Here is a 25,282-nt window from a genome sequence, read left to right on the forward strand (position 1 = left end):
ATCCCCTTCGTGAGGGGTGGCCCGGCCGGGTCCGAACGAGTGTGCCCATTATTCGAACGCCGTGAATCGCTGCTGTTACAGTGCTCACCGGGCGCAAACCAGCAGGCACCGGATTGACGGTTCTGTCGAAGGGATCGGTGGGAAGCGGATGACCTCCCGTGTCACGGCCGGTTTGCGGGCCGTCCAGATGGTGGCCTCGCGGCTGGACCCCACGGAGCCGGTCGCCGTCGGTGCGCTGGCCCGCGAGCTGACGATGCCCCTCAGTTCCACCTCGCGCCTGTGCTCCGAACTGGAAGAACTCGAGCTTCTCGCGCGCGGGGAGGCGTACGGGACGTACCGGGTCGGCCCGGAGGCGCTCCGATTGTCCGGGGCGGCGGCCGCGCCGTTCGCACGCGCCGTCCGTTTCGTCCTCACCCGCGCGGGGCAGGAGACCGGCGAGACGGTATGCATGGCCGCACGCTCCCTCGCCGGGCTCCGGGTGATCGGCACCCTGGAGTCCCCGTGGACGCTGCACGCGCCTGCGGAGGTGGGGGAGACCCTGGACGATGACCGCAGCGCGATCGCGCGCGTCGCGCGCGCCCCAGGCGGGCCCATGACCGGAACCGGCGAGGCCTCGTGCGTCGAGGTGACCCGCGGGAAACAGGTGGAGATCGCCACGGCCGTGCTCGACCCCGACGGCGAGCTCGTCGGGGTGCTCGCCGTGCGGATGCCCGTCTACCGCGCGAAGCTCGGAGCGCCACGCGCACGCCGCGCGCTGGCTGCCGCGCGCCGGAACCTCGAGCGGGCGATCTCCGAGCAGGCCCACGAGCCGCGGAGGGTCCCGGTGGCGACCCCGCCTCCGGGGGACACCGCCCTTGCCGCCTCCCTCCGGATTCTCCGCCACCTGGCGTCGGGGTCGGATTCGGTCGGGGGCGTGGCCCAGGCGACGGGGTTGCGCGCCGACCGCGTGGGCCGGCTGATCGAGTCCTGTCGTCGAGCGGGCGTGGTGGCGGTGGGGGCTGAGCGCGGCACGGCGCACCTCGAGTGGGGTGTGCACGGCTGGTACCGCGCGGCGGCGGTCCCGATCCTGGTCGACGGTGGCACTCCTCTGGTCGCCGAGACGGCGTCCACGACGGGGGTATGCGCATTCCTCACCGTGCTCAAGGGGATGCGGAGCTTCACGATCGTCGAGGAGCTGGCGGTGCTCGGCGAGGGGCTGCGGATGGCGGCGTGGCGGGGCCGCCCTCATCCCATCGTGGGATCGGACGGCGGCCCCACTCTCGTGATGGACCTCGACTCCGAGCAGCTCACGCAGATCTTCCCGGCACGCCATACGCCCCAGGAGGTGGGGGAGTTCATCGAGCGGGTGGGCCGGGTCGCGCGCGACGGCGTCCTGTCGATGGAGTCGATCGACGAGTTCGGCATCACCTCGATCTCGTCGCCCGTGCGCGACGCCAGCGGAACCGTCGCTGCCGCCGCCTGCCTGGTCGGGGCGACGGAGGTCATCAAGCCGCAGCTGGCCGCCATGGAGAAAGCCGCCGTGCGGCTGGCCGAAGCCGTCTCCGCGCTCCTGCAGCATCCGCCGGCCGAGCGGGTCACCGGGTGACGGGGCGCGTCAGGCGGCGGGCGGTACCTCGTCGAACGCGTCCTGCAGCGCCGACTGCAGCGCTCTGATCCCCGGCCTCGCCGCCGAGCCGCGCCTGACGGCGGTGAAGATGTCGCGCCGGGGGTCCCCGGGAAGCGCGACCAGGGTCACCGGCGGATCCTCGCCGGCGAAGACGAGATCGGGCAGCATCCCGACGGCCAGTCCCGCCGCGATCAGCCGCACGTGCGCGGTCAGGTCGGCCAGCTCGAAGCGCACGTCCGGCTCGAAGCCGGCTGCGCGGCACTGCTGGGTGGCCCACTGCCGGGCGGCGGTTCCCACCGGCTCCATCACCCAGGGGCGGTCGCGCAGTGCGGGGAGGTCGATCGCCGGGTGGGAAGGGGTGAGGGCGAGGCGGATGGGGTCGTGTCCGAGTAGCGCGCGTTCCACCCCCTCGCGGTGTTCTCTGGTGTGCCCCGGGTATTGCTCGGCCACGACGAGGTCGAAGCCGCGTGCCCCGAGCTCGAACAGGCCCTCCTCAGGGGCGAGCTCGGCCACCTCGACCCGCAGGTCCGGCTCGCTCCCGGCCAGGAGGCCCAGCGCGCGCGGGACGAGCGCGTGTGCGGCGGATTGCATGGCGGCCATCCTCACGGGGGCGAGCGTGGGCTGCATGCGCTCCAGCTCGCTGCGCACTGCCTCGTCCGCGTCGAGCATCCGCGCCGCGTGGACGGCGAGGGCCTCGCCCTGCGCGGTGAGCCGTACCCGTCGCCCGTCGGGTTCGAGCAGTGCGACACCGGCCTCCCGTTCCAGCTGCGCCAACTGCTGGGAGATGGTCGACGGGCTGTACGACAGCGCTTCTGCGACGGCGGCCAGGGTGCCGCGCACCGACAACTCGTGCAGGAGCCGCAGGCGGCGCAGATCGAACATGCGGCATTCCCCTATTCGTCGGCGAGGCCGAATGGTATCCATCGTAAGTGGTCGCTTTTCTCGACGGATGCAGCGGCGCAGACTGGGCCCACCCACGGAAGGACCGTCCATGACCCTCAGCGAAGCCCCCGCCGGCCACCGCACAGCGCAGCCGGACGAGATTCGGCCGGCCGACCTCGCCGACGACGCCGTCGCGCTCGTGCGCCGCTGGCTGGAAGCCAGCCGCGCGGAGCCGGTCGACGCGTCGGCCCAGCGGCTGGCCGGAGTGCTGCGCGATCCGAACGGCCTCGCCTTCACGGTGGGCTTCGTCGACGGGGTGGTACGCCCGGATGACACCCGCGTCGCCGCTCGGAACCTTGCCGCCCTCACGCCGCTGATCCCCTCGTTCCTGCCCCTGCCCCTGAAGGCCGCCATCCGCCTCGGCGCGTTCGCCGCCCCGATCGCTCCCGGCATCGTCGTACCCGCCGCCCGCGCAGCCCTGCGGGGGATGGTCCGGCACCTGGTCGTCGACGCCACCGACCGCAAGCTCGGGCCCGCGATCGAACGCATCGGAGGGGACGGCACCCGCCTCAACGTCAACCTCCTCGGGGAGGCGATCCTCGGCAAGAAGGAAGCCGCGCGGCGCCTCGCCGGAACGCGCCGGCTGCTCTCCCGGGACGACGTCGATTACGTCTCGATCAAGGTGTCCTCCACCGTTGCACCGCACACCCCGTGGGCGTTCGAGGAGGCGGTGACCGATGCTGCCGCCGCCCTCCGCCCGCTCTACCGGGTCGCCCGGGACGGCGGGAAGTTCCTCAACCTCGACATGGAGGAGTACAAGGACCTCGACCTGACCCTCGCGGTGTTCATGCGGATCCTGGACGAGGCGGAGTTCCGCGACCTCGAAGCCGGAATCGTCCTGCAGGCCTACCTCCCCGACGCGCTGGGCGCGATGATGCGCCTTCAGGAATGGTCTGCGGCCCGCGTCGCCTCCGGAGGGGCGGCCATCAAGGTGCGCGTGGTCAAAGGCGCGAACCTCCCCATGGAACGCGTGGACGCCGACATCCACGACTGGCCGCTGGCGACGTGGGAGTCGAAGCAGGCAACGGATGCGTCGTACAAGGCCGTCCTCGACTACGCGCTCCGCCCCGAGCACACCGCGCATGTGCGCATCGGCGTCGCCGGGCACAACCTCTTCGACATCGCCTTGGCATGGCTGCTCGCCGAGCGGCGGGGCGTTACCGGCGGAATCGACGTCGAGATGCTGCTGGGGATGGCCACGGCGCAGGCGGCGGTCGTCCGCCGCACCGTCGGGTCGATCCTGCTGTACACGCCCGTTGTGCACCCGAAGGAGTTCGACGTCGCGATCGCGTACCTCATCCGCCGGCTCGAAGAAGGCGCGTCCGGCGAGAACTTCATGTCGGCGGTGTTCGACCTCGACAGCGACGCCGGACTGTTCGCGCGCGAGCGCGACCGGTTCCTCGCCGCCATCGCCGCCCTGCCCGAGGGCGTCCCGGGGCCGCACCGCGTGCAGGACCGCACCGTCGCTCCGGCGCCGGTCCGCGGATTCCACAACGCGCCGGATTCGGACCCCGCCATCGCTTCGAACCGGGCCTGGGCCGACGAGATCATCGCCCGCATGCAGACCTCGACGCTCGGCGTCGAGACCGCCGACACCCACCTCCTCGCCGACGAAGCCGCGGTCGATGCGGCCATCGATGCGGCCGTGGCCGCGGGGGAGAGCTGGCGGGCGCTGGGCCCGGACGGCCGCGCCGAGATCCTGCATCGCGCCGGTGACATCCTCGAGCGGCGCCGGGCCGACCTCATCGAGGTCATGGGCTCCGAGTGCGGGAAGGTCGTCGAGCAGAGCGATCCCGAGGTATCGGAGGCCATCGACTTCGCCCACTACTACGCCGAGCAGGGCCGCCGGCTGGACCAGGTCGACGGTGCCGATTTCACCCCGGTGGGGCTCACCGTGGTCACCCCGCCGTGGAACTTCCCCGTCGCCATCCCCGCCGGCTCCACCCTCGCCGCGCTGGCTGCCGGCAGCCCCGTCATCATCAAGCCGGCCCGGCAGGCCCGCCGCTCGGGTGCCGTCATGGTCGAGGCGCTGTGGGAAGCGGGCGTGCCGCGCGACGTCCTGACGTACGCGCAGCTCGACGGACGCGAGCTGGGCGAACGCCTCGTGGCTCACCCCGCCGTAGAGCGCGTCGTGCTCACCGGCTCCTATGAGACCGCCCAGCTGTTCCGTTCCTTCCGCCCCGACCTGTCGCTCCTGGCCGAGACGAGCGGGAAGAACGCGATCATCGTCACGCCCAGCGCCGACCTCGACCTGGCGGCGAAGGATGTCGCGTTCTCGGCCTTCGGTCACGCCGGGCAGAAGTGCTCGGCCGCATCCCTCGTGATCCTCGTGGGCTCGGTCGCGACGTCGAACCGATTCAGGGGGCAGCTGGTGGATGCCGTCACCTCGCTCGAGGTCGGGATGCCGTGGGAACCGGCGAGCCGGGTGGGGCCGCTCATCGGACCCGCCGACGGCAAGCTGCTGCGCGCGCTGACGACCCTCGAGCCGGGCCAGCGATGGCTCGTCGCGCCGAAGAAGCTGGACGCCGACGGGGCGCTGTGGCGCCCGGGCATCCGGGACGGGGTGCAGGCGGGGTCGGAGTTCCATCTCACCGAGTACTTCGGTCCGGTGCTGGGGGTCATGACGGCGGCGACGCTCGATGACGCGATCGACCTCGTGAACCAGATCGACTACGGCCTGACGTCGGGGCTGCACTCCCTGGATGACGAGGAGATCCAGACCTGGATGCGGCGCGTCGAGGCCGGCAACGCGTACATCAACCGGGGAACGACCGGCGCGATCGTGCAGCGCCAGCCGTTCGGCGGCTGGAAGAAATCCGTCGTCGGCGCGGGCACGAAGGCCGGGGGTCCGAACTACCTGACCGGATTCGGGACGTGGACGGATGCGCCGCCGTCGGCTCCGGCGTCGGCACCCCGTTTCGACGGGTTCGCGTCGGCCGCGCTCGCGGCCGTCCCCGCAGCCGATCGGGCGTGGCTTTCCGCCGCCTTGGCGAGCGATGCCCGCGCCTGGGCCGAGGAGTTCGGGACGGCGCGGGACGTGTCGGCGCTCGAATCCGAAGAGAACGTCCTGCGCTACGCGCCGGTTCCGGTCACGATCCGATTCGAGGATGCTCCCGAGGCGGCGCTCGTGCGCACGGCAGCCGCCGGTGTCCGCGCCGGCGCCGACGTGGTCGTGAGTGCCGCTGCCGAGCTTTCCCCCGCCGTGCGCGCGTGGCTGGAGGGCGCCGGCGTGACGCCCCACGTCGAGGACGACCCGGCGTCCTGGCGCCGCCGCGCGGAGTCGCTCGTCCGCAGCGGCGGGCGCGTCCGACTCCTCGGCGGCTCGGCGCGGGAGTTCGCGGAGGTGACGGAGGGGTCGCCGGCCGTGGCCCTGTACCGCGGGCCGGCGGTGACGGCGGGCCGGATCGAGATGTTGCCGTTCCTGCGCGAACAGGCGGTCTCCATCACCGCACACCGGTTCGGAACCCCCCGCCGGTACCCGGTGCCGGCCGCATCCGGCGGTGCCCGGTGAGACACGCGCCGGACTACGCCGCCGGCGACGAGGAGTGGGTCAAGAGCCTCATCCGGGAGAACCCGTGGGCATCGATCACCAGCTTCGTGCCGGAGAGGGGCCTGGTCGCATCGCACTATCCGGTGATGCTCGACGAGGATGCCGACGGCATCGTGCTGCTGAGCCACGTGGGCCGCCCCGACGAGCGGCTCCACCAGCTCGGCGAGCACGAGATGCTCGCGACGATCTCGGGACCGCAGGGGTACGTCTCACCCGGCTGGTACGACGTCAGCCCCGCGGTGCCGACCTGGAACTTCGCCGTGGCCCACCTGTACGGCACGCCCGAGCTGTTGAGCGACGAGGAGAACCTCGCGGTCCTCGGCCGGTTGGTCGAGTTCTTCGAGCGCCCTCTTCCGCACCCCTTCCTCATGACCGCCACGCTCGAGAACGAGGAATACGCACGCCGGATCGTAGGCGGTACGGTCGGATTCCGGATGCGGGTCACTCGCGTCGAGGCGAAGGAGAAGATGAGCCAGGACAAGCCCCAGGCCGTCGTCGACCGCGTGCTCGAGCAGTTGCGGGCGCCCGGCCCGTACCGCAATCCGGCGCTCGCCGACAGGATGGAGCGCGTTCACCACCCGCGCCGTGGAACGGAGTCATGATGGCCGACGTGCTGCTGCGCGGAGCCCGCCCCTACGGCGGGGAAGAACCCGTCGACATCCGTCTGTCCGGAGGCCTCGTCGCCGAGATCGCGCCGGCCGGCTCGCTGGAAGCGGGCGGCGCGGAGACCGTCGCCCTCGATGGGCGCTACGTCGGCCCGGGGTTGTGGGATGCGCACGTGCACTTCACGCAGTGGGTGATCCAGCAGCGCCGTGTCGACCTGGCCGGGACGCGCAGCGCATCCGACGCGGTCGCGGTGGTCCGGGCGGCGCTGGCGAGCGGGTATCCCACCACCCACGGCGTGCTCTTCGGATACGGCTATCGCGACGGGCTGTGGACCGAACCCACCAGCATCGCGGCCCTCGACGTCTTCGCCGAACCCGTCGTGCTCATCAACGGCGACCTGCACAGTGCGTGGATGAACACCGCCGGCGCCGCCCGGTTGGGGCTCGCTCCGGACGCGTCCGGAGTCGTCAGCGAGGGGGAGTGGATCGGTGTGCTGCAGCGATTCCACGCGGAGGCGCCGCTTCCCCTCTCCGACTACCGCATCGCCGCCGAGGCAGCCGCCGCGCGCGGCATCGTCGGAGTGGTCGACTACGAGAACGTGCTGAACGTCGACGAGTGGGCCGACCGTGTCGCGCAGGGCGTGCGGAGTCTGCGCATCGACGCCAGCGTGTGGCCGGACCGGCTCGACACCGTCATCTCCCGGGGGCTCCGCACGGGTGACCCGATCGATCCGGAGGGCCTGGTGCGGATGGGGCGGCTGAAGGTCGTCGTCGACGGCTCGCTCAACACCCGCACCGCCTTCTGCTGGGATCCGTACCCGGGCCTCGAGCCCCACTCGGCCCACGCGTGCGGGGTGTCCAGCGTGCCGGTGGCAGAGCTGCGCGGCCTGCTCATCCGCGCACGCGCGGGCGGCATCGAAGCGGCCGTGCACGCGATCGGCGACCGGGCGAACAGCGAGGTGCTCGACACCTTCGAAGAGCTCGGGATGACCGGCATCATCGAGCACGCCCAGCTCGTCCGGGAGGAGGACTTCGCCCGTTTCGCGCGACTGGGATTGATCGCCAGCGTGCAGCCCGAGCACGCGATGGACGACCGCGACATCGCCGACCGCTACTGGGCGGGACGCACCGGCCGGGCCTTCGCGTTCGGCTCCCTGCATGCGGCCGGTGCGCCGCTTCGCCTGGGGTCGGATGCTCCGGTGGCGCCCCTGGATCCGTGGCACGCGATCGCCTCCGGGGTGAGCCGCAGCCGCGGCCACCGGGAGGCGTGGCATCCCGAGCAGGCCCTTCCGCTGGCGGTGGCGCTCGCGGCGAGCACGCGGCATCCCCTGGCCGTGGGATCTCCGGCCGACCTCGTCGTGACCGACGCCGACCCGCACACGCTGGAGCGGGACGCGCTGCGGAACATGCCCGTGTCGGCCACCCTCGTCGCGGGCCGCTTCACCCACCGTGCCCTGTGACCCCGCCTGGTGAGGCGTCGAGCCTCCCGCGAGCGGTCCGCGTCAGCGGGGGCCGGCGCCCAGCAACCGGACGCGGCACGCGAGTTCGACGGAGAAACGGGTGTCGGGATCGTCCAGATCCAGCTGCAGCACGTCGCGGATGCGTTTGAGTCGGTACCCCACGGCGTTGGCGTGCAGGTTCAGGTCCCGCCCGGCGTGCGCGAGGGAGTTGTTGTGCGAGAGGTAGGCCAGTAGCGTCCGCACCGAGGTGGTCGCCCGTTCGGTGCCGAGCGCATCCAGCGGCGCGAGGACGTCGTGGAGCAGGCTCCGGCTGATGGGTGAGGCGTAGAAGTCCAGCAGCACACGCCGGAGCCCTGTCACGTCGGTCACCTCCACGCCCCCCGGCCGATCGGAGGCGGCGGCGGAATCGGCGGCGATCCGCGCCTCGGCCGCCGACTGGCGCAGACCGATCGCGCCCAGCCGCGGGGTGCCGAGTCCGAGGGTGTAGACCCAGCCGCCGCCGGCGAGGGACTGCGCGTGCTGCTGCAGGCGCACCCCCACCTCGCGCAGGCGCCGCTGGTGATCGCCCGCGCCGTGTTCCTCGGTGCTGACGAGCACGGCGTCGTCCTGGATGAAGGCGATGTGCCACATCTCCTCGCGGCCCTCCGTCAACTGCAGCGCGAACAGCTCGAGGGCGGGTTCGACGCTCCGGGGCGGGCGTGCGTCGGGGTCGCTCAGCGAGGTGGGCTTGAGCCATCCGACGACGTGGGCGTGCTGCAGCGGCAGCCCGAGACGCGCGGCCTGCCCGACGAACCCCTCCACCCGCGATGACTCGGCGAGGACGAGCTCCACGATGAGGTCGGCGCGGGATTGCGTGGGGGCGTACCGGTCGCGCATCTGCCGTTGCGCGGCCCGCGAGAGCAGCGACGCGACGACCGGGCGCACGACGTCGGTCGCCGCATCCGCGGCATCGGCGATCAGCCTGCCGATGGGCACCTCGCCGACGCAGACGGCGTCGTTGTCGGTCCACTGCACGCTCTGGTCGTCCACGAGCGAGAGGCGCACGCCCAGCGCGCGGCTGGCTGCGGCGAGGATCTCCTCGATCGTCCCGGAGGCTCCCGCCGCCGCGGCCGTGGCCTGCTCGATCGTGTAGGCGGCGCGGGTCATCGTCTCGGACGCGCCGCCGGAGAGCAGCCGGTCGATCGCGACGGCGAGGTCGGACGGCTTGATGCCCGCCGCGGCGAGGACCGGGACGCGACCGCGGTCGGCGAGCGCGACGGCGGTCTCGGCCAGCACCAACCGCGTCGTCACGATGAGGCCGGGCACACCGCGGGCGCTCGCCCGCCGCAGCGCCACGTCGATGCGGTATGGCGCGGGGGTCTCATCGGCCGGGACGATCGCCAGAGTCCCGGGGAGAAGCGCATCGAGGCTCTCGAGCGACGTGATGTCCACGCGCTCGATGTCGCCGCCCTCCTCCGGGCCCGCCACGAGCTCCAGCCCGAGGCGCTCGCGTTGAGCGAGCAGGTCGCGCACGGTGAACTGTGCCATGAGCACAAGTGTGCCGGATTCTTTGGGGTTGTGGCACATTGTCGCGGCGCGGGGGTGTCCCTACTGTCGGTACATGGTTCCCCGACCCTCCGCTGCGCCGACGCACGAGCGACTCACCTCGGTGGCCGCCGACGACGTCGCCGCCCTCGCGGCCGGCGCCGCGATCTTCGGCACGGGCGGGGGCGGCGCCGTCTACACGGCGCAGCTGGCGGCCGAGCAGGCCCTGCGCGGCGCCGGCCCGGTGCCGCTGATCTCCGTCGCCGAGCTCACCGGCGACGACGCGGTCATCGTGATGTCGGGCATCGGCGCTCCGACCGTCGGTATCGAGATGCTGTCGTCGGCGAACCAGATCGAGGTGCTGCTGCGGGAGGCGGAGGCCACCGCCGGCCGGCGGATCACGACGCTCATGGCGGCCGAGATCGGTGGCAGCAACGGCGTGGGTCCGGTCGGCTGGGCCGCCCGCCTGGGACTGAAGCTGCTGGATGCCGACGGCATGGGGCGGGCGTTTCCGGAGGCGACGATGATCGCCATGAACGTCGCCGGCGTGCCGTGCGACTTCGCGGTGATGAGCGATGTCGTCGGCAACGTCGTCACGATGAAGACGGTGGACCTGGCGTGGCTGGAGCGCCACGCGAGGGCCGTCACCGTCGCCAGTGGGGGGCTGTGCCTGGGAGCCCACTACCTGATGACCGCGGAGACCGCCCGAGGTGCGGTGATCGAGGGGACCGTCAGCGCGGCCGTGCGCGTGGGCCACGCGCTGTTGTCGTCGTCGGAACCGGTGGCGGCGGTCGCCGGCGAGCTGGATGCGGCGGTGCTGGTCACGGGCAAGGTCATCGACGTCGCCCGGCGGACCGAAGGCGGCTTCGTGCGCGGATCCGTGACCATCGCCGGGACAGGAGCCGACCGTGGTCGGCTCCTGCGGATCGAACTGCAGAACGAGAACCTCGTCGTCCTCGAAGACGGCGAGGTGCTCGCCAGCGTCCCCGATCTGATCACGATCGTGGACTCGGAGACCGGCCACGCGATCTCCACGGAGATGCTCCGATTCGGGCAGCGCGTCTCGGTGCTCGCGTGGGCGTGCGATCCGTTGTGGCGCACCGATCGTGGTCTCGAGCTCGCCGGTCCCCGTGCGTTCGGCTACGACCTGCCCTACGTGCCGTTCGAGGGAGGACGTCGGTGAACGATCCGGGAGCCCTGTCGATCGGCGTGGACGTCGGCGGCACCAACACCGATGCCGTGGTTCTCGACGGATCGGGACGGGTGGTCGCCGCCACCAAGCAGCCGACCACCCCCGATGTCACAGGCGGCATCCGCGGCGGGATCGCGCGCGTGCTGGCGAGCATCGGTGAGGATCGCGCACGGGTCACGCGGGTTATGCTCGGCACGACCCACGCCACCAACGCGATCGTGAGCCGGCGGCAGCTCGGCCGCGTGGCGATGATCCGGCTGGGAGCGCCGGCCGCGACGGAGTACCCGCCGCTCACCGGGTGGCCGGCCGATCTCGTTGCGGTGGCCCTTGCGGGCACGGCGATGCTGGGCGGCGGACACATGGTGGACGGAACCCCCATCGCGCCGCTGGACCGAGACGGCGTCCTCCGGTTCCTCGACGGTCTCCACGATGTCGACGCGGTCGCCGTCGCGGGGATCTTCAGTCCCTCCTACCCCGAGCAGGAACTCGAGGTCGCCGCCCTCATCCGCTCGCACCTCGGGCCCGACACCCGCGTCTTCGTCAGCCAGGACATCGGCCCGACCGGCCTTCTCGAGCGCGAGAACGCCACCGCACTCAACGCGGCGCTGTACGGCGTCGCCCGCTCTGTCACGCGCGCCCTGCTCACGGTCGTCCAGGAGGAGGGGCTGGACGCGACCACCTACTTCGCGCAGAACGACGGCACGCTGATGTCGCTCGACTACGCCGCCCAGTACCCGGTGCTCACGATCGGGTCGGGACCGGCCAACTCGATCCGGGGCGCCGCCTATCTCTCCGGCGTCGACGACGCGATCGTCGTCGACGTCGGGGGCACCACGTCCGACCTCGGGGTGCTCGTCAACGGCTTCCCCCGGGAGTCGACACTGCCGCGGGAGATCGGAGGCGTGCGCACCAACTTCCGGATGCCCGACATCCTGAGCCTCGGCGTGGGCGGTGGGACCATCGTCGATCCGGCCACCGGCGCGGTCGGCCCGCGCTCGGTCGGCTACCGCATCGAGCAGGAGGCGCTGCTGTTCGGCGGCTCCACCTCCACACTGACGGATGCTGCGGCCCTGGCCGGCGCGTCCATCGACGGCCGCACCCTTCCCGCCCTCCCGGCCGCCACGAAGAACGCCCTGCGTGAGGCGCTCGCCCGCGCGCACGGCCGTCTCGAGGAGGCCGTCGAGCGGCTGTCGCTGGGCCGCCTGGATCTGCCGCTCGTGGTCGTGGGCGGGGGCGCGTTCCTCGTGCCCGACGACCTCGCCGGCGCAGGCCCGGTGGTGCGCCCCGCTCATGGCGACGTCGCCAACGCGGTCGGCGCCGCGATCTCGCTCGCCGGCGGCCGCGCCGACCAGATGGCCGACATCGAAGACCGCGAGGCGGCGATCGAGGCAGCATCCCGGGCCGCCATCGCCAAAGCGATCCAGGCCGGTGCCGACCCGCTGCAGGTGGCGGTGGTCGACGTGCTCGAAACCCCCGTGTCCTACACCGCGCGGCCGACCGTGAAGGTGTCGGTGAAGGCAGCGGGTCCGCTCGCGCAGCTCGGCGCTCCGACCCCGGCCCATCACTGACGTTCCACACCCGATAAACGCACCAGCAACCCGAGGAGTAACCATGCATCGACGCACCACCCCGCCGGCGTTCCTCGCCGGAGGCGCAATCCTCGCACTTGCCCTCGCAGCCTGTTCCGGCGGCGGCGGTGGTGGCACGGACGCAGAACCCGCCACCGGCGGCGTCTTCCGCCACGCCGTCTTCCCCGAGGTCGGCAGCATCGAACCGATGACCGCCAATCAGCCGCAGGAGCTGCAGGTCCTCACGTACGCGTACGAGAGCCTCATCTACACCGACGGCGAGGGCGAGGAGTACCCGTGGCTCGCCGAGTCGTGGGAGATCGGCGACGACGGCATGTCGGTGACCTTCGAGCTCAAGGACGACATCACCTTCCATGACGGCACGCCGTTCGACGCGACGGTGGCCGCCGCGAACATCAACTATCACGCCGATCCGGCCAATGCGACGGTCCTCGCGGATGTGATGCCCGCGGGCCTGTCCGCCACCGGCGACGGGCTGACGCTGGAGGTCACCGCCGAGGCCGCCGACCCGTTCCTCTCGACCATCGTCGGCGACATCTTCATGGTCGCTCAGGCGGGCCTCGACGACCCGTCGAGCCTCGAGTCGGGGTCCAACGGGACCGGCCTCTACCACCTCACCGACGTCTCACCCGACCGGTACGTCTTCGAGACCCGCGACGACTACACCTGGGGCCCGGACGGACTCACCTCTGAGACCGAGGGACTGCCCGACGGGCTGGAGGTGACCGTCGTCACCGATGAATCCACGCGCGCGAACCTGCTGGTGTCGGGCGAGCTGAACGCGGCCGAGGTATCCGGCCCCGACCGCGACCGCATCGAGGGCGCCGGTCACGAGTACGTGGGCCGCATCAACCCGATCGGTCAGATGCTGTTCAACGAGCGCGCCGACCGTCCTACCAGCGACCCGCTCGTCCGCGAGGCGCTCGTGCTGGGCTTCAACCACGAGGACGCGACCGAGGTCGTCACCGGTGGGCACCCGTACGAGCTGACCTCCTGGATCACGGACGCCCCGTTCACCTGCTTCAACGAGGAGCCGGTGTGGGAGCGGCCGGCATCCGACCCCGAGCGTGCCGCGGAGCTGCTGGATGAGGCCGGATGGGCAGCCGGAGCCGACGGGACGCGCGCGAAGGACGGGACGCCGCTGACCATCGACTTCATCTACGACGCGACGTCGAGCGGTCATGCCTCGGCCGGCGAGCTCCTCGCGGAGGACTGGGAAGAGCTCGGCATCACGACCAACCTGGTCGCGATGGACGGCGCCGCCTGGTCGGAGTACCTCTATGAGACGTTCGACTACGACACCGGCTGGATTCAGATCGGCGTCGGCAGCCCGGTGACGCAGGACCTCTTCTACGGCGGGGCCTCGCCGGAGGACGGCGGCCTGAACTTCATGGGCGTCATGGACCCGGAGTACACCGCCTTCGCCGACCAGGCCCGTGCGGCCGCGGACCCGGAGGAAGCGTGCGGGTACTGGGAGGAGGCCGAGAAGGTCGTCGTGGAGAACTTCCACACCTTCCTGATGGCCGGCACGGAGTCGCCGACCTTCATGAACGGCGCGACCTTCGAGATCACCGACTACATCCAGCCCGTCACCATCCGCATGACGGAGTGAGGAAGCGGCGATGACCACGACCGACCTTCGGCAGGTGACGCCGGCCGTGCCCGCGCGGGAGCGGAGGACGCTGCAGCTCTCCCCGCGCAGCGACTTCGCCCTCCGGCGGATGGGCCGCCTCGTCGTCAGCCTGGTCGTCGTGGTCCTCGCCGCGTTCTTCCTCGTCCACCTGGTGCCGGGCGACCCCGTGCGTGCCGCACTCGGACCGACCGCCCCGGCGGCGCTGGTCGAGCGCACCCGCGAGGCACTGGGGCTGGACCTCCCTCTCCTGCAGCAGCTCGGGAACTACCTCTCCGGGCTGCTGCAGGGTGACCTCGGCACGTCCATCCAGTCGGGGCTCTCCGTCGGCGACACGATCGCGTCGCGCTTCCCCACCACGGTGACGCTCGCCGCTCTCGGCTTCGTGCTCGCCGTCCTCGGCGCGCTGCCGATCGGCATGGGGGCCGCGCTCCTGGTGCGTTCAGGTCGGGGTCGCGCCGCCAACAGCGGCGTCTCCGGCCTCCTGGGTGTGCTCATCGCCGTGCCCGACTTCGTGCTGTCCGTGGGGTTGATCGCCGGGTTCAGCATCTGGCTGGGACTCCTTCCGCCGGCGGGGTGGGGGGATGCCTCGCACGCGGTGCTCCCCGTCCTCGCGCTCGCCCTGGGCCCGATGGCGTACCTCGCCCGCATCGTCCAGGTCGAGATGATCACGGTGCTGGACTCGACCTACATCACCACGGCGCGCGCCAAGCGGCTCCCGCATCGGATCATCCTGCTGCGCCATGCGCTGCCGAACATCGTCACCGCGACGCTGACCGTCGGTGGGCTGCTGCTCTCTGGGCTGGTCGCCGGCACGGTGATCATCGAGACGGTGTTCGCCATCCCGGGCGCCGGCAACACCCTCATCTCCGCGGTCGGAACCAAGGACTACCCGATGATCCAGGGCATGGTGCTCGTCTACGCCGCGATGGTCCTCGTGGTGAACCTCGTGGTCGATCTGATCCTCATCACGATCGACCCTCGCACCACCATCTCGGAAGGCTGAGCACCCGTCATGACGACTGCTATCCCCGGCATGATCGAGGTTCCGGTCGTGGGCGCACCGCTTCCCACCCGGCGGCGGCGTTCGGCCTGGATCAGCCCCACCGGTATCGTCGCGATCGTCGGTTCGGCCGTGTTCCTGATGATCGCGATCGTCGGTCCCGGCCTGTGGTCCGAGGCGGCCACCGCGCGGAACATCGCGGAGCGCTGGGCGTCGGCAGGGCCCGGGCACCTCTTCGGCACCGACGACATCGGCCGGGATATCTTCGCGCGCGTGATGGTCGCGGCGCGCATCTCGCTGCTCTTGACGGCCGGAGCGACGGCGATCCTCATCGGCGGCGGTCTCCTCATCGGACTCACCGCGGCGATGTTGCCCCGGCATGCGCGCCGGGCGGTCGTCTGGGTCATGGACATCCTCCTGGCGTTCCCCTGGCTGCTGCTGGTCCTCTTCTTCTCGGTCATCTGGGACGTGTCGGCGATCGGAGCGATGCTGGCGATCGGCCTGGCGGGGATTCCCAGCATCACGCGGCTGGTGTACAACATGGCGGCGTCGGTCAGCGACCAGGACTACGTGCGCGCGGCGCGCGTGGTCGGCGTGGGCCCGCTCGGGATCATGGTCAAGCACGTCCTCCCCAACATCGCCAACCCGCTGCTCGTCCAGTCGGCGGCGGCGGCGAGCACCACGCTGCTCGCCTTCGCAGGGCTGTCCTTCCTCGGACTGGGCGTCCAGGCGCCGGAGTACGACTGGGGCCGCCTACTGAATGAGGGGCTCGGCCATCTCTACACCAACCCGATGGCCGCCCTCGGACCCGGTCTCGCGGTGGTCTTCGCGGCGCTCGTCTTCACGATGATCGCCGACACCCTCGGCGGCCAGCCCGGCCAGGGACTCCGCGCCGTCGCGAACGCCAGCCGTGCCGCGGTCATGGCCCGGCGTCGCGCCGGACAGCCGGCGGCGAGGCCGACGCGCGCCGCCGCGGCTCCGCTGGCGGAGGTGCGCCAACTGCGTATCGCATTCCCGGACGGGCAGGGCGGCGTCGTGGAGCGCGTGCGCGGTGTCGATCTCTCCGTCTTCCCGGGAGAGGTCGTCGGCATCGTCGGCGAATCCGGGTCGGGCAAGTCGCTGACGGCCATGGCCCTGGCGGGCCTCCTCGAGGCCCCCGCCATCGTGGACGCGGAGCTGCGGTGTTTCGACGACATCGACCTCGACGAGAGGCTGCGCCCCGCGGATCGCAAGCGGCTCGGTGTGGAGGTCGGCATGATCTTCCAGGATCCCCTCACCTCGCTGAATCCGGCGCTCACCATCGGGCGCCAGCTCACCGAAGTGCCCCGTGTGCACCTCGGCATGAGCCGTGCTGACGCCCGGAAAGCAGCGGTGGAAGGCCTGCGCGTCGTGGGCATCCCCGACCCCGCGGCCCGTCTGGGCGACTACCCGCACCAGTTCTCCGGCGGCATGCGCCAGCGCGCCATGATCGGCATGGCGCTGACGGGCAAGCCGCGGCTGATCATCGCCGACGAGCCGACCACGGCGCTCGATGTGACGGTGCAGAGGCAGGTGCTCACCGTGCTGCGTCGCGCCCAACGGGCCACCGGCGCGGGGATCGTGTTCATCTCCCATGACATCGCCCTGGTATCGGGCTTCTGCGATCGCGTGGTGGTCATGAAGGACGGAGAAGTGGTCGAAGAACTCGAAGCCGCGCGCATCAAGGAACAGGCGATGCACCCCTACACGCGGGGGCTCATCGCGTGTCTGCCCGACATGCGGACGGATCGCACGCAACCGCTGCCCGTCATCGCCGGCACGGTGCCGCCGGGGGAAGGGGCGCCACGATGAGCGCACTGCAGATCGAGGACCTGACGGTCCGGTACGGGCATCGCGAGGTCGTCTCCGCCGTGTCCCTCGTGGTACCCGCGGGTCGGACCGTGGGCCTGGTCGGCGAGTCCGGATCGGGCAAGTCGACGGTGGCGAACGCCGCCGTCGGACTCGCGCCGGTCCACGCCGGCGACATCCGCGTGCACGGCCGGAGCACCCTCGGCCGCAGCAGCGGTGCGCGGACCGCGCGACGGCGTCTGCAGCTGGTGTTCCAGGATCCGTTCTCCGCACTGGACCCGCGGATGTCCATCGGGGACTCCATCGCCGAGGGGCTCATCGCTTCGGGTCGGAGCTATTCGCGCGCCGAACGCCGCGACCGCGTCGCCGAGCTGCTGCGGCAGGTCGACCTCGACCCGAAACGCGCGGGCGAGCTCCCTCGGTCCTTCTCCGGGGGGCAGCGCCAGCGGATCACCATCGCCCGGGCGCTGGCCGGCGACCCCGAGATCCTCATCGCCGACGAGGTCACGAGCGCCCTCGATGTGTCCGTGCAGTCCACTGTGCTGAATCTGCTGCGCGACCTGCAGCAGCAGCTGGGGCTGTCGATGCTGTTCATCTCGCACAACCTCGCGGTGGTCCGTTACATCAGCGACGAGATCTGCGTCATGCGCGGGGGCCGCGTCGTCGAGGCCGGACCCACCGAGCAGCTGCTGGACGACCCCAGCGAGGCCTACACCCGGGAGCTCCTGGAGGCCGTCCCCGTGCTCGGGCGGCGGATGGAGCTCGACGCATGAGCTTCGAGGCATCCGAAAGACTGCGCGATGACCTCGTCGCGCTGCGGCGCGAGTTGCACGCACGCGCCGAGGTGGGCCTGCATCTGCCCGAGACCCAGGAGCGCCTGCTCGCCGCGCTCGCCGACCTCGACCTGGAGATCACCACGGGGCGGCAACTGTCGTCGATCACGGCCGTGTTGCGCGGCGGCCGTCCGGGGCCCGTCGTGCTGCTCCGAGCCGACATGGACGCCCTGCCCCTGACCGAGGCGACCGCCCTCCCGTTCGCCGCCGGTGGAGCGATGCATGCCTGCGGGCACGACCTGCACATGGCAGGGCTCGTCGGCGCCGTGCGTCTGCTGTCGGAGCGTCGGTCGGAGCTCCCGGGGACCGTCGTGTTCATGTTCCAGCCCGGCGAGGAAGGGTATGCCGGCGGTCGGATCATGCTGGAGGAGGGCGTGCTCGATGCTGCCGGTGAGCGTCCGGTCGCGGCGTACGCCGTGCACGTGGACTGCGTCACGGCGGGCGGCACGGCGGTGACCCGCAGAGGCCCGATGATGGCGAGCGCCAGCGGCCTGCGCATCCGGGTCACCGGAACCGGCGGGCACGCCGCCTTCCCGCACCATGCGGTCGACCCCGTTCCGGTCGCTGCGGAGATCATCCTCGCCGTTCAGGCCTTCGCTGCGCGGCGCGTCCCGGCCACCGACCCGGCGATCGTGTCCGTGACGAGGATCTCCTCCGATTCCCCGGCGGGCAACGTCCTGGCGTCCGCCGTCGACCTGGAGGCCAGCATCCGCACGCTCTCCCGGGAGACCCTCCAGCTCGTGCGGGAGGAGCTGCCGCGGCTGGTCACCGCGATCGGGGAGGCGCACGGGTGCTCCGTGGAGGCGCACTTCATCGATTCGTATCCGGTGACCGTGAACGACCCCGACGAGACCGGCCTCGTGCTCGATCTCCTCGACGAGCTCTACGGACCGGAGAACGTCGTTCGTCTCGCGGCGCCATCGATGGCCTCGGAGGACTTCGCCTACGTGCTGGAAGAGGTGCCCGGCACGCTCGTGTTCCTGGGCGTCCGGCCCGAAGACGTCGCCGAGGGGGACGCGGCGCCGATGCACTCGGAGCGCGCGGTCTTCGACGACGGCCGACTCGGCGCGCACGCCGAGCTCCTCGCCGAACTCGCCTGGCGACGCCTCTCTCGCCGACGGGGCTGATCGGGCCGCTCAGCTGGGGATGACCGGATCATCCCCCACTCGGGCAGCGCGGCCACGCGCGCGCGCAGGCCCGTGCCAGGATGGAGCGACTCTTGACGAGAGGATCGCCATGACCATTTCCCCGCAGCAGCATCCGCCGCAGCAGAATCCTGCCGCCACCGACCGCAGCCGCACCCTCCTCCGCTTGGCGATCTGGGTCGCCATCGGGGCACTGATCCTCGCGGCCCTCGTGTGCGTGGTGTGGGTGCTCCTCGGCCCCGAGAACGACATCATCGGCCGCGCCTTCCTCACGATCCTCCTCCTCGCAGCGTTCGCCGGAGCGGCGATCCTCGACGTGCACCTGTCGGCACGCCGGCCCGCCTGGTTCGCCCTGACGAGCATGATCACGTGGGTCATCGCGCTCCTCGTCGGCGCGTTCCTCATCTGGATGCCCACCGAGGAATACGGATTCGAGGGCTTCACGCGCTTCGTGTCGTTCCTGCTGGTCGTGCTCATCCTGCAGCTCGCCCTGCTGCACGTGCGCCTCTACCTCAAGGCCCACGCGCGATACGTCACCACCTTCACGCGCATCATCGCCGGAGTCACGGTGGCGCTCGTGGTCATCCTCGCGATCATGCTCATCGTGCCGTTGACGTTCCACGAATTCATCGACTTCCGCGACCTCTACTGGCGGATCGTGGTGGCCATCACCATCCTCGCCGCCGTCGGCACCGCCCTCATCCCGCTGGTGAACGCGCTCTTCGCGCCGAAGGCCCCGCGGCCGGCGGCTGCGTCGGCGGCGTCGGCTCTGCCGCCGTGGCCCACGTACGCCGACGGCGCCACGCCGCTGCCGGTGATGCCCGACGGGTCGCCCGACTGGAACGCGTACTACACGGGCTATCCGACGTACGCGCAGCAGCCGGGAGCGGTCGCAGCCCCTCCCGCCGCCGCCGAGCCCGACCGCGGGCCGCAGGCCGCCCCCGGTCAGCAGCCCCCGGCGTCCCCGCCCCCCGCTGTCCCGCCGCACCCGGGCTTCGAGGGCTACCCGCCGCCGCCTCCCGCCCCCCGCTGACCCGCACCGCCCGGCGCCCGCCTGGGCGGCGACCCAGACCGCCCGTTGCCGAACCGGCCCGGGCGGTCTGCGGCGTCAGAGGTTCAGCAGCTCCCGCGCGGCCATCGCGGCGTTGTGTCCGCCGATACCGCTGACCGCGCCGCCCCGCTGGGCGCTCGATCCGCACAGCAGGATGCGGGGATGCTCCGTTGCCACACCCCAGCGTTCGGCGGCGCCGCCGGCCTCCTGCTCCCGCCACGGCCACGACAGTGCGCCGTGGAAGATGTCGCCACCGGACATCCCCAGGTCGGCCTCGAGGTCCGCGGTCGTGCGGGCCTCGATGCAGGGCTGCCCGTCCGGCGCCTCGTACACGCAGTCGGCGATCGGCTCCGCCAGCACCGAGTCGAGGCTCTCCTGCGCGGCGGCCAGGAGCGCGGTGCGTGACGCCGCGGCATCCGTTCCCGCCACGAGCCGATGCGGCACCTGGAGGCCGAAGAGCGTCAGCGTGTGGGCGCCCTCCGCTTGCAGCTCGGGGCCGAGGATCGACGGATCCGTCAGCGAGTGGCAGTAGATCTCGAGGGGCAGCGGGTCGGGCACGCGTCCGGACACGGCGGCGGTGTACGCGGCATCCAGCTGTGTCATCGTCTCGTTGACGTGGAAGGTGCCGGCGAAGGCCGCTTCTGCCCGCACCGACTCGTCGCGCAGCCGTGGCAGGCGACGCACGAGCATGTTGACCTTCACCTGCGCCCCCTCCGCGGGGGCGGGCGCTTCCACATCCGCCCCGCCATCGCGCAGCAGACGCGCAAGCACGTCGCGTCCGACGCCGCTGAGCACCACGCGTCCGCGGAGGTTCTCCCCCTTCCGGTCGTCGACATGCACGTCGCCCTCGGGCGTGATGGCGGTCACACGGGCGCCCAGGCGAAGCTCGGCCCCCGCGTCGCGCGCGGCGCGCTCGAGTTCACCGCTCACGCGCCCCATGCCGCCCACCGGAACGTCCCAGTCGCCGGTCCCGCCGCCGATCACGTGGTAGAGGAAGCATCGATTCTGGCGCAGGGAGGGATCGTCGGCGGCGGCGAACGTGCCGATGAGGCCGTCGGTGAACGCCATGCCGCGGGCGATGTCGCTCTCCAGCGACGAGCGCAGCAGAAGCCCGAGGGGCTTTTCGACCACGTCACTCCACAGCGCGTCGTCTCCGACGCTCGCGCGCACCTCCGCAGCCGACGGCAACGGATCGGTCATGGTCGGGAAGATCGATCGGGCCAGCGGCCGGATCCCCTCGGAGAACGCCGCGAACCGCTCCGCCTCGCCGGCGTCGCCCAGAGTCCGGGCGAAGGACGCGGCCGTGGCCTCGGCGTCGGCGGTATCGACGAGGATGCCACGTGACGGGTCGCCCGGGTCGGGCGTGTAGGAGGCGTAGCGGCGTCGACGCAGGTCGATGCGGAGCCCGAGGTCGCGGATGATCCGGCGGGGGAGGAGGCTCACGAGGTAGGAGTACCGCGACAGCCGGGCGTCCACACCCTTCCACGGCCGCTCCGACACGGCGGCACCGCCGACGCGGTCGAGCTGCTCGATGACCACGACGCTGGCGCCCGCCCGCGCGAGGTAGGCCGCCGCGACCAGCGCATTGTGCCCACCCCCCACGATGACGACGTCGTGCGTATGGCCCGGGATGCGCGCGGTCATGCCCTTACGCTAGCCGCGTCGCCCCGCGGCGCCGATAGCGTGGAGTCATGACTGCCGCCGCCGAACTCCTCGAACTCGCCATCGACATCGCACGCGAGGCCGGGGCGCTGGCCCGGACGCGGCGGGCCGAGGGCGTGACCGTCGCGGCCACGAAGTCGGCGCTGGCCGACATCGTGACCGAGGCCGACCGCGAGGTGGAGGCGCTGATCCGCGACCGACTCCGCGCTGCCCGTCCCGGCGACGGATTCCTCGGGGAGGAGTCGGGCGCGCAGACGCGCGAATCCGACATCACGTGGGTCGTCGACCCGATCGATGGGACCGTCAACTACGCCTATGGGCTCCCCGCATACGCGGTCAGCATCGCCGCCGTCGGGGGAGATCCCGATCCCGCGACCTGGACGCCGTTGGCGGGGGTGGTCTACTCCCCGCCGACCGAGGAGATCTTCTCGGCGAGCCAGGACGGTGGGGCGTGGCTGGGCGACCGGCGGCTGCAGGTCAACGCCGATGCCGGTCCGGCCGGCGCCCTCATCGCCACCGGGTTCGGGTACGACCCGAGCAGTCACGCGGCGACATTGGATCAGATCGCGCGGGTCATGCCCATCGCGCGGGACCTCCGCCGGGGCGGTTCCGCCTCCATCGACCTGGCATCCGTGGCGGCGGGCAGGCTCGACGCGTACTACGAACGAGGGCTGCAGCCCTGGGACCACGCGGCCGGTGCGCTGCTGGTTCGCGAGGCCGGGGGCGTGATCTCGGGGTCGCCGGGGGGCCGCCCCGGTCGCGGCATGACGATCGCGGCAGCGCCCGGCGTCTTCGAGCGCCTCTCCGAGTTGCTCGATTATTAACAGGCGGGATTGGGGGCGCACATGGCGTTCCCAGTCCGCGCGCGATAGTGTTTATCCGATCGTTACCTTTACCGCCCGAACGGTAGGGGTGGCCGAAGCTGTACCGCCCCATGCCGTCGCGCCCCTGCGACATGACCCGGAAGCCTCTACGTCTTGACAGACCCCCGCCCGGCTGAGCCCGCCCTTCCCCGGTGGTCCAGCTCTCGACCCGACGCGCCTGCGACCGGGTCGCCCGCTCTCACGCGGGCCGAACTGCGACGCAGGGCGCTCGCCTCGGCGTCGGCTCCGGCCCCTTCCGCCTCCACGCGCCGCCAGGTGCGCGGGCGAGTGGGAGGAGACGCGCCCGTCACTGCCCTGCCGGTGCTCGAGCCCGCGCTCGCGGTGGAAGACCTGCCCGACCTCGCCCCCGAGGCGCTCGAGCTGCCCGATCTCCACGCCGACGTTCCCCTGGTCGTCGAGACCGCGGCCGGTGCGGTCCTGACCTCGCCGATCGCGTTGCCGGCATCGCCGATCGCTCTGCCGGGACCCGTGACGGAGTCCGACGACTCCGTGCTGGACGAGTTCGAGGCGGCAGCGCGCTTGTTCTCCTTCACCGGTGAGACTCCGGTTCAGGTGGCCGCCGCCGCTCTCAGCGACGACGTGCCGGCTGACACCGGGATCCAGGAGCGTCGCCGCGGCCTGTCTTTCCGGCGTGTGGCCACCGCATCCTTCTCCGTCGTCGTCGTCGGCATCGTGGGGCTTCTCACGGTCGGCATGACGACGCCCGTCGAGGCCGTCGCGGCCGCGCAGGGCGGCACCCCGGTGCTGAGCGCCCTCGAAGCTCACGACGCTTCCGAGGCGCAGGAGGAGGAGATCCAGGCCTACGTCGCTCCGGCGCACGTGCACAACGAGGGCGTCCAGCGTCTAGACGGCTACACGACCGCGAGCCTGGCGGACATCGCCGCCGAGTCGGGCATCTCGAATTTCTCCAGCTTCTTCGTCAACGACCCGACCGCCGCGATCCAGTGGCCGTTCGCCGTCGGCGTGCCGATCACCTACGGCTACGGGATGCGCTCGGGCCGCATGCACGAAGGCGTCGATTTCGTTCCCGGGGCCGGCGCGCCGGTTCAGGCGATCGCCGACGGCACCGTGCGCCTCGCGACCGAGTCGGGCGGCGCTTTCGGGGTGACGGTCGTCATCGACCACGTCATCGACGGCGAGCTGGTCTCCAGCCGGTACGCCCACCTGCAGTACGACTCCCTTCAGGTCTCGCCCGGCCAGCAGGTGCGCGTCGGCACGTTCATCGGCCGCACCGGCAACACCGGCCGCTCGTTCGGCGCCCACACGCACTTCGAGCTCCTCGCCGGCGGCACCACGGCGATCGACCCGCTGCCCTGGCTGCGCGAGCGCGCCGGAGGTTGACCGGCGTAAAGCCGGGCCCAGGGCTCTGGTATTCTCGTTGAGTTGCCCGGATCGCTCCGGGTACGCCCCGATAGCTCAGTGGTAGAGCACTTCCATGGTAAGGAAGGGGTCGTCAGTTCAATCCTGACTCGGGGCTCGATGCATCCTCACGGATGCAGCGCGGCAGGGTAGCTCAGTTGGTGAGAGCGCACGACTCATAATCGTGAGGTCGCGGGTTCAAGCCCCGCTCCTGCTACAAAAAATCCCCGGCATCGCCGGGGATTTCCTGTTTTCGCACCGTGTCGATCGGTTCTCACCCCACCGGCGCGTAGGAGGATTCCGCTCGCTGGTCGTCCAGAACGTAGCCCAGGAGCACGGCGTGCCGTGATCCGGTCTGCACGTCCCGCCACAGGCGCTGCATGCGGCTGGTCCGCACCAGCGCGGATGCGCCGAACAGGTCGAGCATCCGGTCCACTGCTTCGCGGGCCTGCCGAGCGGAGCGGGCGAAATCGGAGCGCACCGCGAGGGCGACTGCGGGGTCTCCCGCTCCGCGCTCCAGCCTGTCGCAGGCAGCCTCGGCCCGGCGAACGGCGTCGTCGAGGGCCTGTGCGGCGTCGAGGAGGAGTGCGCGCGCGGCCGGTGAGTGCCCGATGCTCTCGGCCTGCATGCCGGTCGGGCGACGGGAGGAGGTGCGCAGCAGGTCTTCGGTCTCCCGAAGCGCCGCCTGGGCCGCGCCCAGGACAGGAGCGAGCACGGTGAGCGCTCCGAACGCGGGGAGGTTGGGTTCGAAGGCGAAGGGGGCGACCGCCGACGCGGGCACGTGCGCGCCGTCGACCGTAACGGAATGAGATCCGGTCCCGCGCATGCCTACCGGGTCCCAGTCGCGGTCGATCACGAGGGCGCTGGCCGGTAGGAGCACCACCATCGGGACCGGGCCGTCAGCCCCTTGCGCCATCGCGACGAGCGCGGCGCCGTCGGCGATCTCGCCTCCCGACACCATCGGCCACCGCCCGTTCAAGACCCACCCGCCGTCGGGTTGCGGGGTGAGTGTCCCGGACGGTTTTCCGCTCCCACAGGAGGGGGCGGAGGGCGGGATGAAGGATGCCGCGACGTCCGTCCCGAATGCCAGCTCCACGAGGCGTTTGGAGACGGCAGAAGTGCCGACGATCCACGCTGCCGACGCGTCGGCCGCTCCGAGCACCCGCAACACCGAGAACAGGTCCCTGAAGCCGGCGTCCTCACCGCCGACCGCCATCGGAAGGGTGAGTCCGTACACCCCCGCCTCGCGCGCGGCGTCGATCTGATCGAGGGGAGGCCGGAGATCCGCCTCGGTCTGCGTCGCGTCCGCGCGCAGTCGCTCCGCGAGCTCCTGCAGGTGCGGCGAGTCGGAAAGCGACGTGTGTGTGGGTGGCTTCGAGGGGCTCAAGGTATCGGTCATCAGGGGCCTTCCGTGTCCGGG

Annotated in this window: 18 protein-coding genes and 2 tRNA genes; 16 read left to right on the forward strand and 4 right to left on the reverse strand. The window is 71.7% G+C overall.

Annotated features, from left to right (window positions below; translation table 11 throughout):
- The first annotated feature begins 148 nt into the window (after positions 1-148).
- On the forward strand, positions 149-1,585 hold the full coding sequence (locus tag AC2DFQ_RS06330; protein WP_484533299.1) for an IclR family transcriptional regulator: 1,437 nt from the start codon (positions 149-151) through the stop codon (positions 1,583-1,585).
- A 9-nt stretch (positions 1,586-1,594) separates the two neighbouring features.
- On the opposite strand, the gene AC2DFQ_RS06335 is transcribed toward AC2DFQ_RS06330, so the two are convergent.
- Positions 1,595-2,488 (reverse strand): LysR family transcriptional regulator, encoded by an 894-nt coding sequence (locus AC2DFQ_RS06335; protein ID WP_484533300.1) that lies wholly within the window; start codon positions 2,486-2,488, stop codon positions 1,595-1,597.
- A 109-nt stretch (positions 2,489-2,597) separates the two neighbouring features.
- Here AC2DFQ_RS06335 and AC2DFQ_RS06340 point away from each other — a divergent pair, with 109 nt between their 5' ends.
- Genes AC2DFQ_RS06340 through AC2DFQ_RS06350 form a run of 3 tightly spaced genes read left to right on the forward strand, consistent with a single transcriptional unit; the run spans position 2,598 to position 8,163 of the window.
- Positions 2,598-6,059: a bifunctional proline dehydrogenase/L-glutamate gamma-semialdehyde dehydrogenase gene (locus AC2DFQ_RS06340; RefSeq protein ID WP_484533301.1), complete on the forward strand. Its 3,462-nt coding sequence runs from the start codon at positions 2,598-2,600 to the stop codon at positions 6,057-6,059.
- Complete coding sequence (locus AC2DFQ_RS06345) at positions 6,056-6,700, forward strand: FMN-binding negative transcriptional regulator (RefSeq protein ID WP_484533302.1); 645 nt, start codon at positions 6,056-6,058, stop codon at positions 6,698-6,700. Before AC2DFQ_RS06340 ends, AC2DFQ_RS06345 begins: the two co-directional genes overlap by 4 nt.
- Positions 6,700-8,163 (forward strand): amidohydrolase, encoded by a 1,464-nt coding sequence (locus tag AC2DFQ_RS06350; RefSeq protein WP_484533303.1) that lies wholly within the window; start codon positions 6,700-6,702, stop codon positions 8,161-8,163. Before AC2DFQ_RS06345 ends, AC2DFQ_RS06350 begins: the two co-directional genes overlap by 1 nt.
- Before the next feature lie 42 nt (positions 8,164-8,205).
- Here the strand turns inward: AC2DFQ_RS06350 and AC2DFQ_RS06355 are convergent, their stop codons facing one another.
- A complete protein-coding gene (locus tag AC2DFQ_RS06355; protein WP_484533304.1) occupies positions 8,206-9,690 on the reverse strand; it encodes a helix-turn-helix domain-containing protein in 1,485 nt (494 codons plus the stop codon).
- A 73-nt stretch (positions 9,691-9,763) separates the two neighbouring features.
- Between AC2DFQ_RS06355 and AC2DFQ_RS06360 the strand changes: the two genes are divergently transcribed.
- The 8 genes from AC2DFQ_RS06360 (at position 9,764) to AC2DFQ_RS06395 (ending at position 19,939) form a co-directional block, all read left to right on the forward strand.
- Entirely contained in the window at positions 9,764-10,870 is a 1,107-nt protein-coding gene (locus AC2DFQ_RS06360; protein WP_484533305.1) for an S-methyl thiohydantoin desulfurase family protein, read from the forward strand.
- Entirely contained in the window at positions 10,867-12,447 is a 1,581-nt protein-coding gene (locus tag AC2DFQ_RS06365) for a hydantoinase/oxoprolinase N-terminal domain-containing protein (protein ID WP_484533306.1), read from the forward strand. The genes AC2DFQ_RS06360 and AC2DFQ_RS06365 overlap by 4 nt, the downstream gene beginning before the upstream one ends.
- Positions 12,448-12,490: 43 nt before the next feature.
- Entirely contained in the window at positions 12,491-14,080 is a 1,590-nt protein-coding gene (locus AC2DFQ_RS06370; protein ID WP_484533307.1) for an ABC transporter substrate-binding protein, read from the forward strand.
- 10 nt (positions 14,081-14,090) lie between these two features.
- Positions 14,091-15,104 carry an ABC transporter permease gene (locus AC2DFQ_RS06375; RefSeq protein WP_484533308.1) on the forward strand — a complete coding sequence of 338 codons (1,014 nt, stop codon included), beginning with the start codon at positions 14,091-14,093 and terminating at the stop codon, positions 15,102-15,104.
- A gap of 9 nt (positions 15,105-15,113) precedes the next feature.
- Complete coding sequence (locus AC2DFQ_RS06380; RefSeq protein WP_484533309.1) at positions 15,114-16,931, forward strand: dipeptide/oligopeptide/nickel ABC transporter permease/ATP-binding protein; 1,818 nt, start codon at positions 15,114-15,116, stop codon at positions 16,929-16,931.
- Entirely contained in the window at positions 16,928-17,701 is a 774-nt protein-coding gene (locus AC2DFQ_RS06385) for an ABC transporter ATP-binding protein (RefSeq protein WP_484533310.1), read from the forward strand. The genes AC2DFQ_RS06380 and AC2DFQ_RS06385 overlap by 4 nt, the downstream gene beginning before the upstream one ends.
- Positions 17,698-18,888 (forward strand): M20 metallopeptidase family protein, encoded by a 1,191-nt coding sequence (locus tag AC2DFQ_RS06390; RefSeq protein ID WP_484533311.1) that lies wholly within the window; start codon positions 17,698-17,700, stop codon positions 18,886-18,888. Before AC2DFQ_RS06385 ends, AC2DFQ_RS06390 begins: the two co-directional genes overlap by 4 nt.
- A gap of 109 nt (positions 18,889-18,997) precedes the next feature.
- Positions 18,998-19,939, forward strand: a complete 942-nt coding sequence (locus AC2DFQ_RS06395) for a hypothetical protein (protein WP_484533312.1) — start codon at positions 18,998-19,000, stop codon at positions 19,937-19,939.
- A gap of 75 nt (positions 19,940-20,014) precedes the next feature.
- Here AC2DFQ_RS06395 and AC2DFQ_RS06400 read toward each other — a convergent pair whose 3' ends face one another.
- Positions 20,015-21,601, reverse strand: a complete 1,587-nt coding sequence (locus AC2DFQ_RS06400) for a phytoene desaturase family protein (protein WP_484533313.1) — start codon at positions 21,599-21,601, stop codon at positions 20,015-20,017.
- A 47-nt stretch (positions 21,602-21,648) separates the two neighbouring features.
- Here AC2DFQ_RS06400 and AC2DFQ_RS06405 point away from each other — a divergent pair, with 47 nt between their 5' ends.
- The 4 genes from AC2DFQ_RS06405 (at position 21,649) to AC2DFQ_RS06420 (ending at position 24,079) form a co-directional block, all read left to right on the forward strand.
- Complete coding sequence (locus tag AC2DFQ_RS06405; RefSeq protein ID WP_484533314.1) at positions 21,649-22,443, forward strand: inositol monophosphatase family protein; 795 nt, start codon at positions 21,649-21,651, stop codon at positions 22,441-22,443.
- Positions 22,444-22,770: 327 nt separating this feature from the next.
- Positions 22,771-23,844, forward strand: coding sequence for a M23 family metallopeptidase (locus AC2DFQ_RS06410; protein ID WP_484508366.1), 1,074 nt, complete (start codon positions 22,771-22,773; stop codon positions 23,842-23,844).
- Between the two features lie 64 nt (positions 23,845-23,908).
- Positions 23,909-23,980, forward strand: a tRNA-Thr gene (locus AC2DFQ_RS06415).
- Positions 23,981-24,005: 25 nt separating this feature from the next.
- Positions 24,006-24,079, forward strand: a tRNA-Met gene (locus tag AC2DFQ_RS06420).
- A gap of 57 nt (positions 24,080-24,136) precedes the next feature.
- Here the strand turns inward: AC2DFQ_RS06420 and AC2DFQ_RS06425 are convergent.
- Positions 24,137-25,261 (reverse strand): acyl-CoA dehydrogenase family protein, encoded by a 1,125-nt coding sequence (locus AC2DFQ_RS06425; protein ID WP_484533315.1) that lies wholly within the window; start codon positions 25,259-25,261, stop codon positions 24,137-24,139.
- Between the last annotated feature and the right edge of the window lie 21 nt (positions 25,262-25,282).

The sequence above is a fragment of the Microbacterium sp. Z11_20 genome (assembly GCF_057197605.1).

Bases quoted from the DNA above. Each gene is read 5' to 3' on its own strand.
- AC2DFQ_RS06390 (WP_484533311.1), top strand. From the start codon at position 17,698: ATGAGCTTCGAGGCATCCGAAAGACTGCGCGATGACCTCGTCGCGCTG.
- AC2DFQ_RS06400 (WP_484533313.1), bottom strand. From the start codon at position 21,601: ATGACCGCGCGCATCCCGGGCCATACGCACGACGTCGTCATCGTGGGG.
- AC2DFQ_RS06350 (WP_484533303.1), top strand. From the start codon at position 6,700: ATGGCCGACGTGCTGCTGCGCGGAGCCCGCCCCTACGGCGGGGAAGAA.
- AC2DFQ_RS06330 (WP_484533299.1), top strand. From the start codon at position 149: ATGACCTCCCGTGTCACGGCCGGTTTGCGGGCCGTCCAGATGGTGGCC.
- AC2DFQ_RS06405 (WP_484533314.1), top strand. From the start codon at position 21,649: ATGACTGCCGCCGCCGAACTCCTCGAACTCGCCATCGACATCGCACGC.
- AC2DFQ_RS06375 (WP_484533308.1), top strand. From the start codon at position 14,091: ATGACCACGACCGACCTTCGGCAGGTGACGCCGGCCGTGCCCGCGCGG.
- AC2DFQ_RS06360 (WP_484533305.1), top strand. From the start codon at position 9,764: ATGGTTCCCCGACCCTCCGCTGCGCCGACGCACGAGCGACTCACCTCG.
- AC2DFQ_RS06335 (WP_484533300.1), bottom strand. From the start codon at position 2,488: ATGTTCGATCTGCGCCGCCTGCGGCTCCTGCACGAGTTGTCGGTGCGC.
- AC2DFQ_RS06380 (WP_484533309.1), top strand. From the start codon at position 15,114: ATGACGACTGCTATCCCCGGCATGATCGAGGTTCCGGTCGTGGGCGCA.
- AC2DFQ_RS06355 (WP_484533304.1), bottom strand. From the start codon at position 9,690: ATGGCACAGTTCACCGTGCGCGACCTGCTCGCTCAACGCGAGCGCCTC.
- AC2DFQ_RS06395 (WP_484533312.1), top strand. From the start codon at position 18,998: ATGACCATTTCCCCGCAGCAGCATCCGCCGCAGCAGAATCCTGCCGCC.
- AC2DFQ_RS06370 (WP_484533307.1), top strand. From the start codon at position 12,491: ATGCATCGACGCACCACCCCGCCGGCGTTCCTCGCCGGAGGCGCAATC.
- AC2DFQ_RS06385 (WP_484533310.1), top strand. From the start codon at position 16,928: ATGAGCGCACTGCAGATCGAGGACCTGACGGTCCGGTACGGGCATCGC.
- AC2DFQ_RS06425 (WP_484533315.1), bottom strand. From the start codon at position 25,261: ATGACCGATACCTTGAGCCCCTCGAAGCCACCCACACACACGTCGCTT.
- AC2DFQ_RS06340 (WP_484533301.1), top strand. From the start codon at position 2,598: ATGACCCTCAGCGAAGCCCCCGCCGGCCACCGCACAGCGCAGCCGGAC.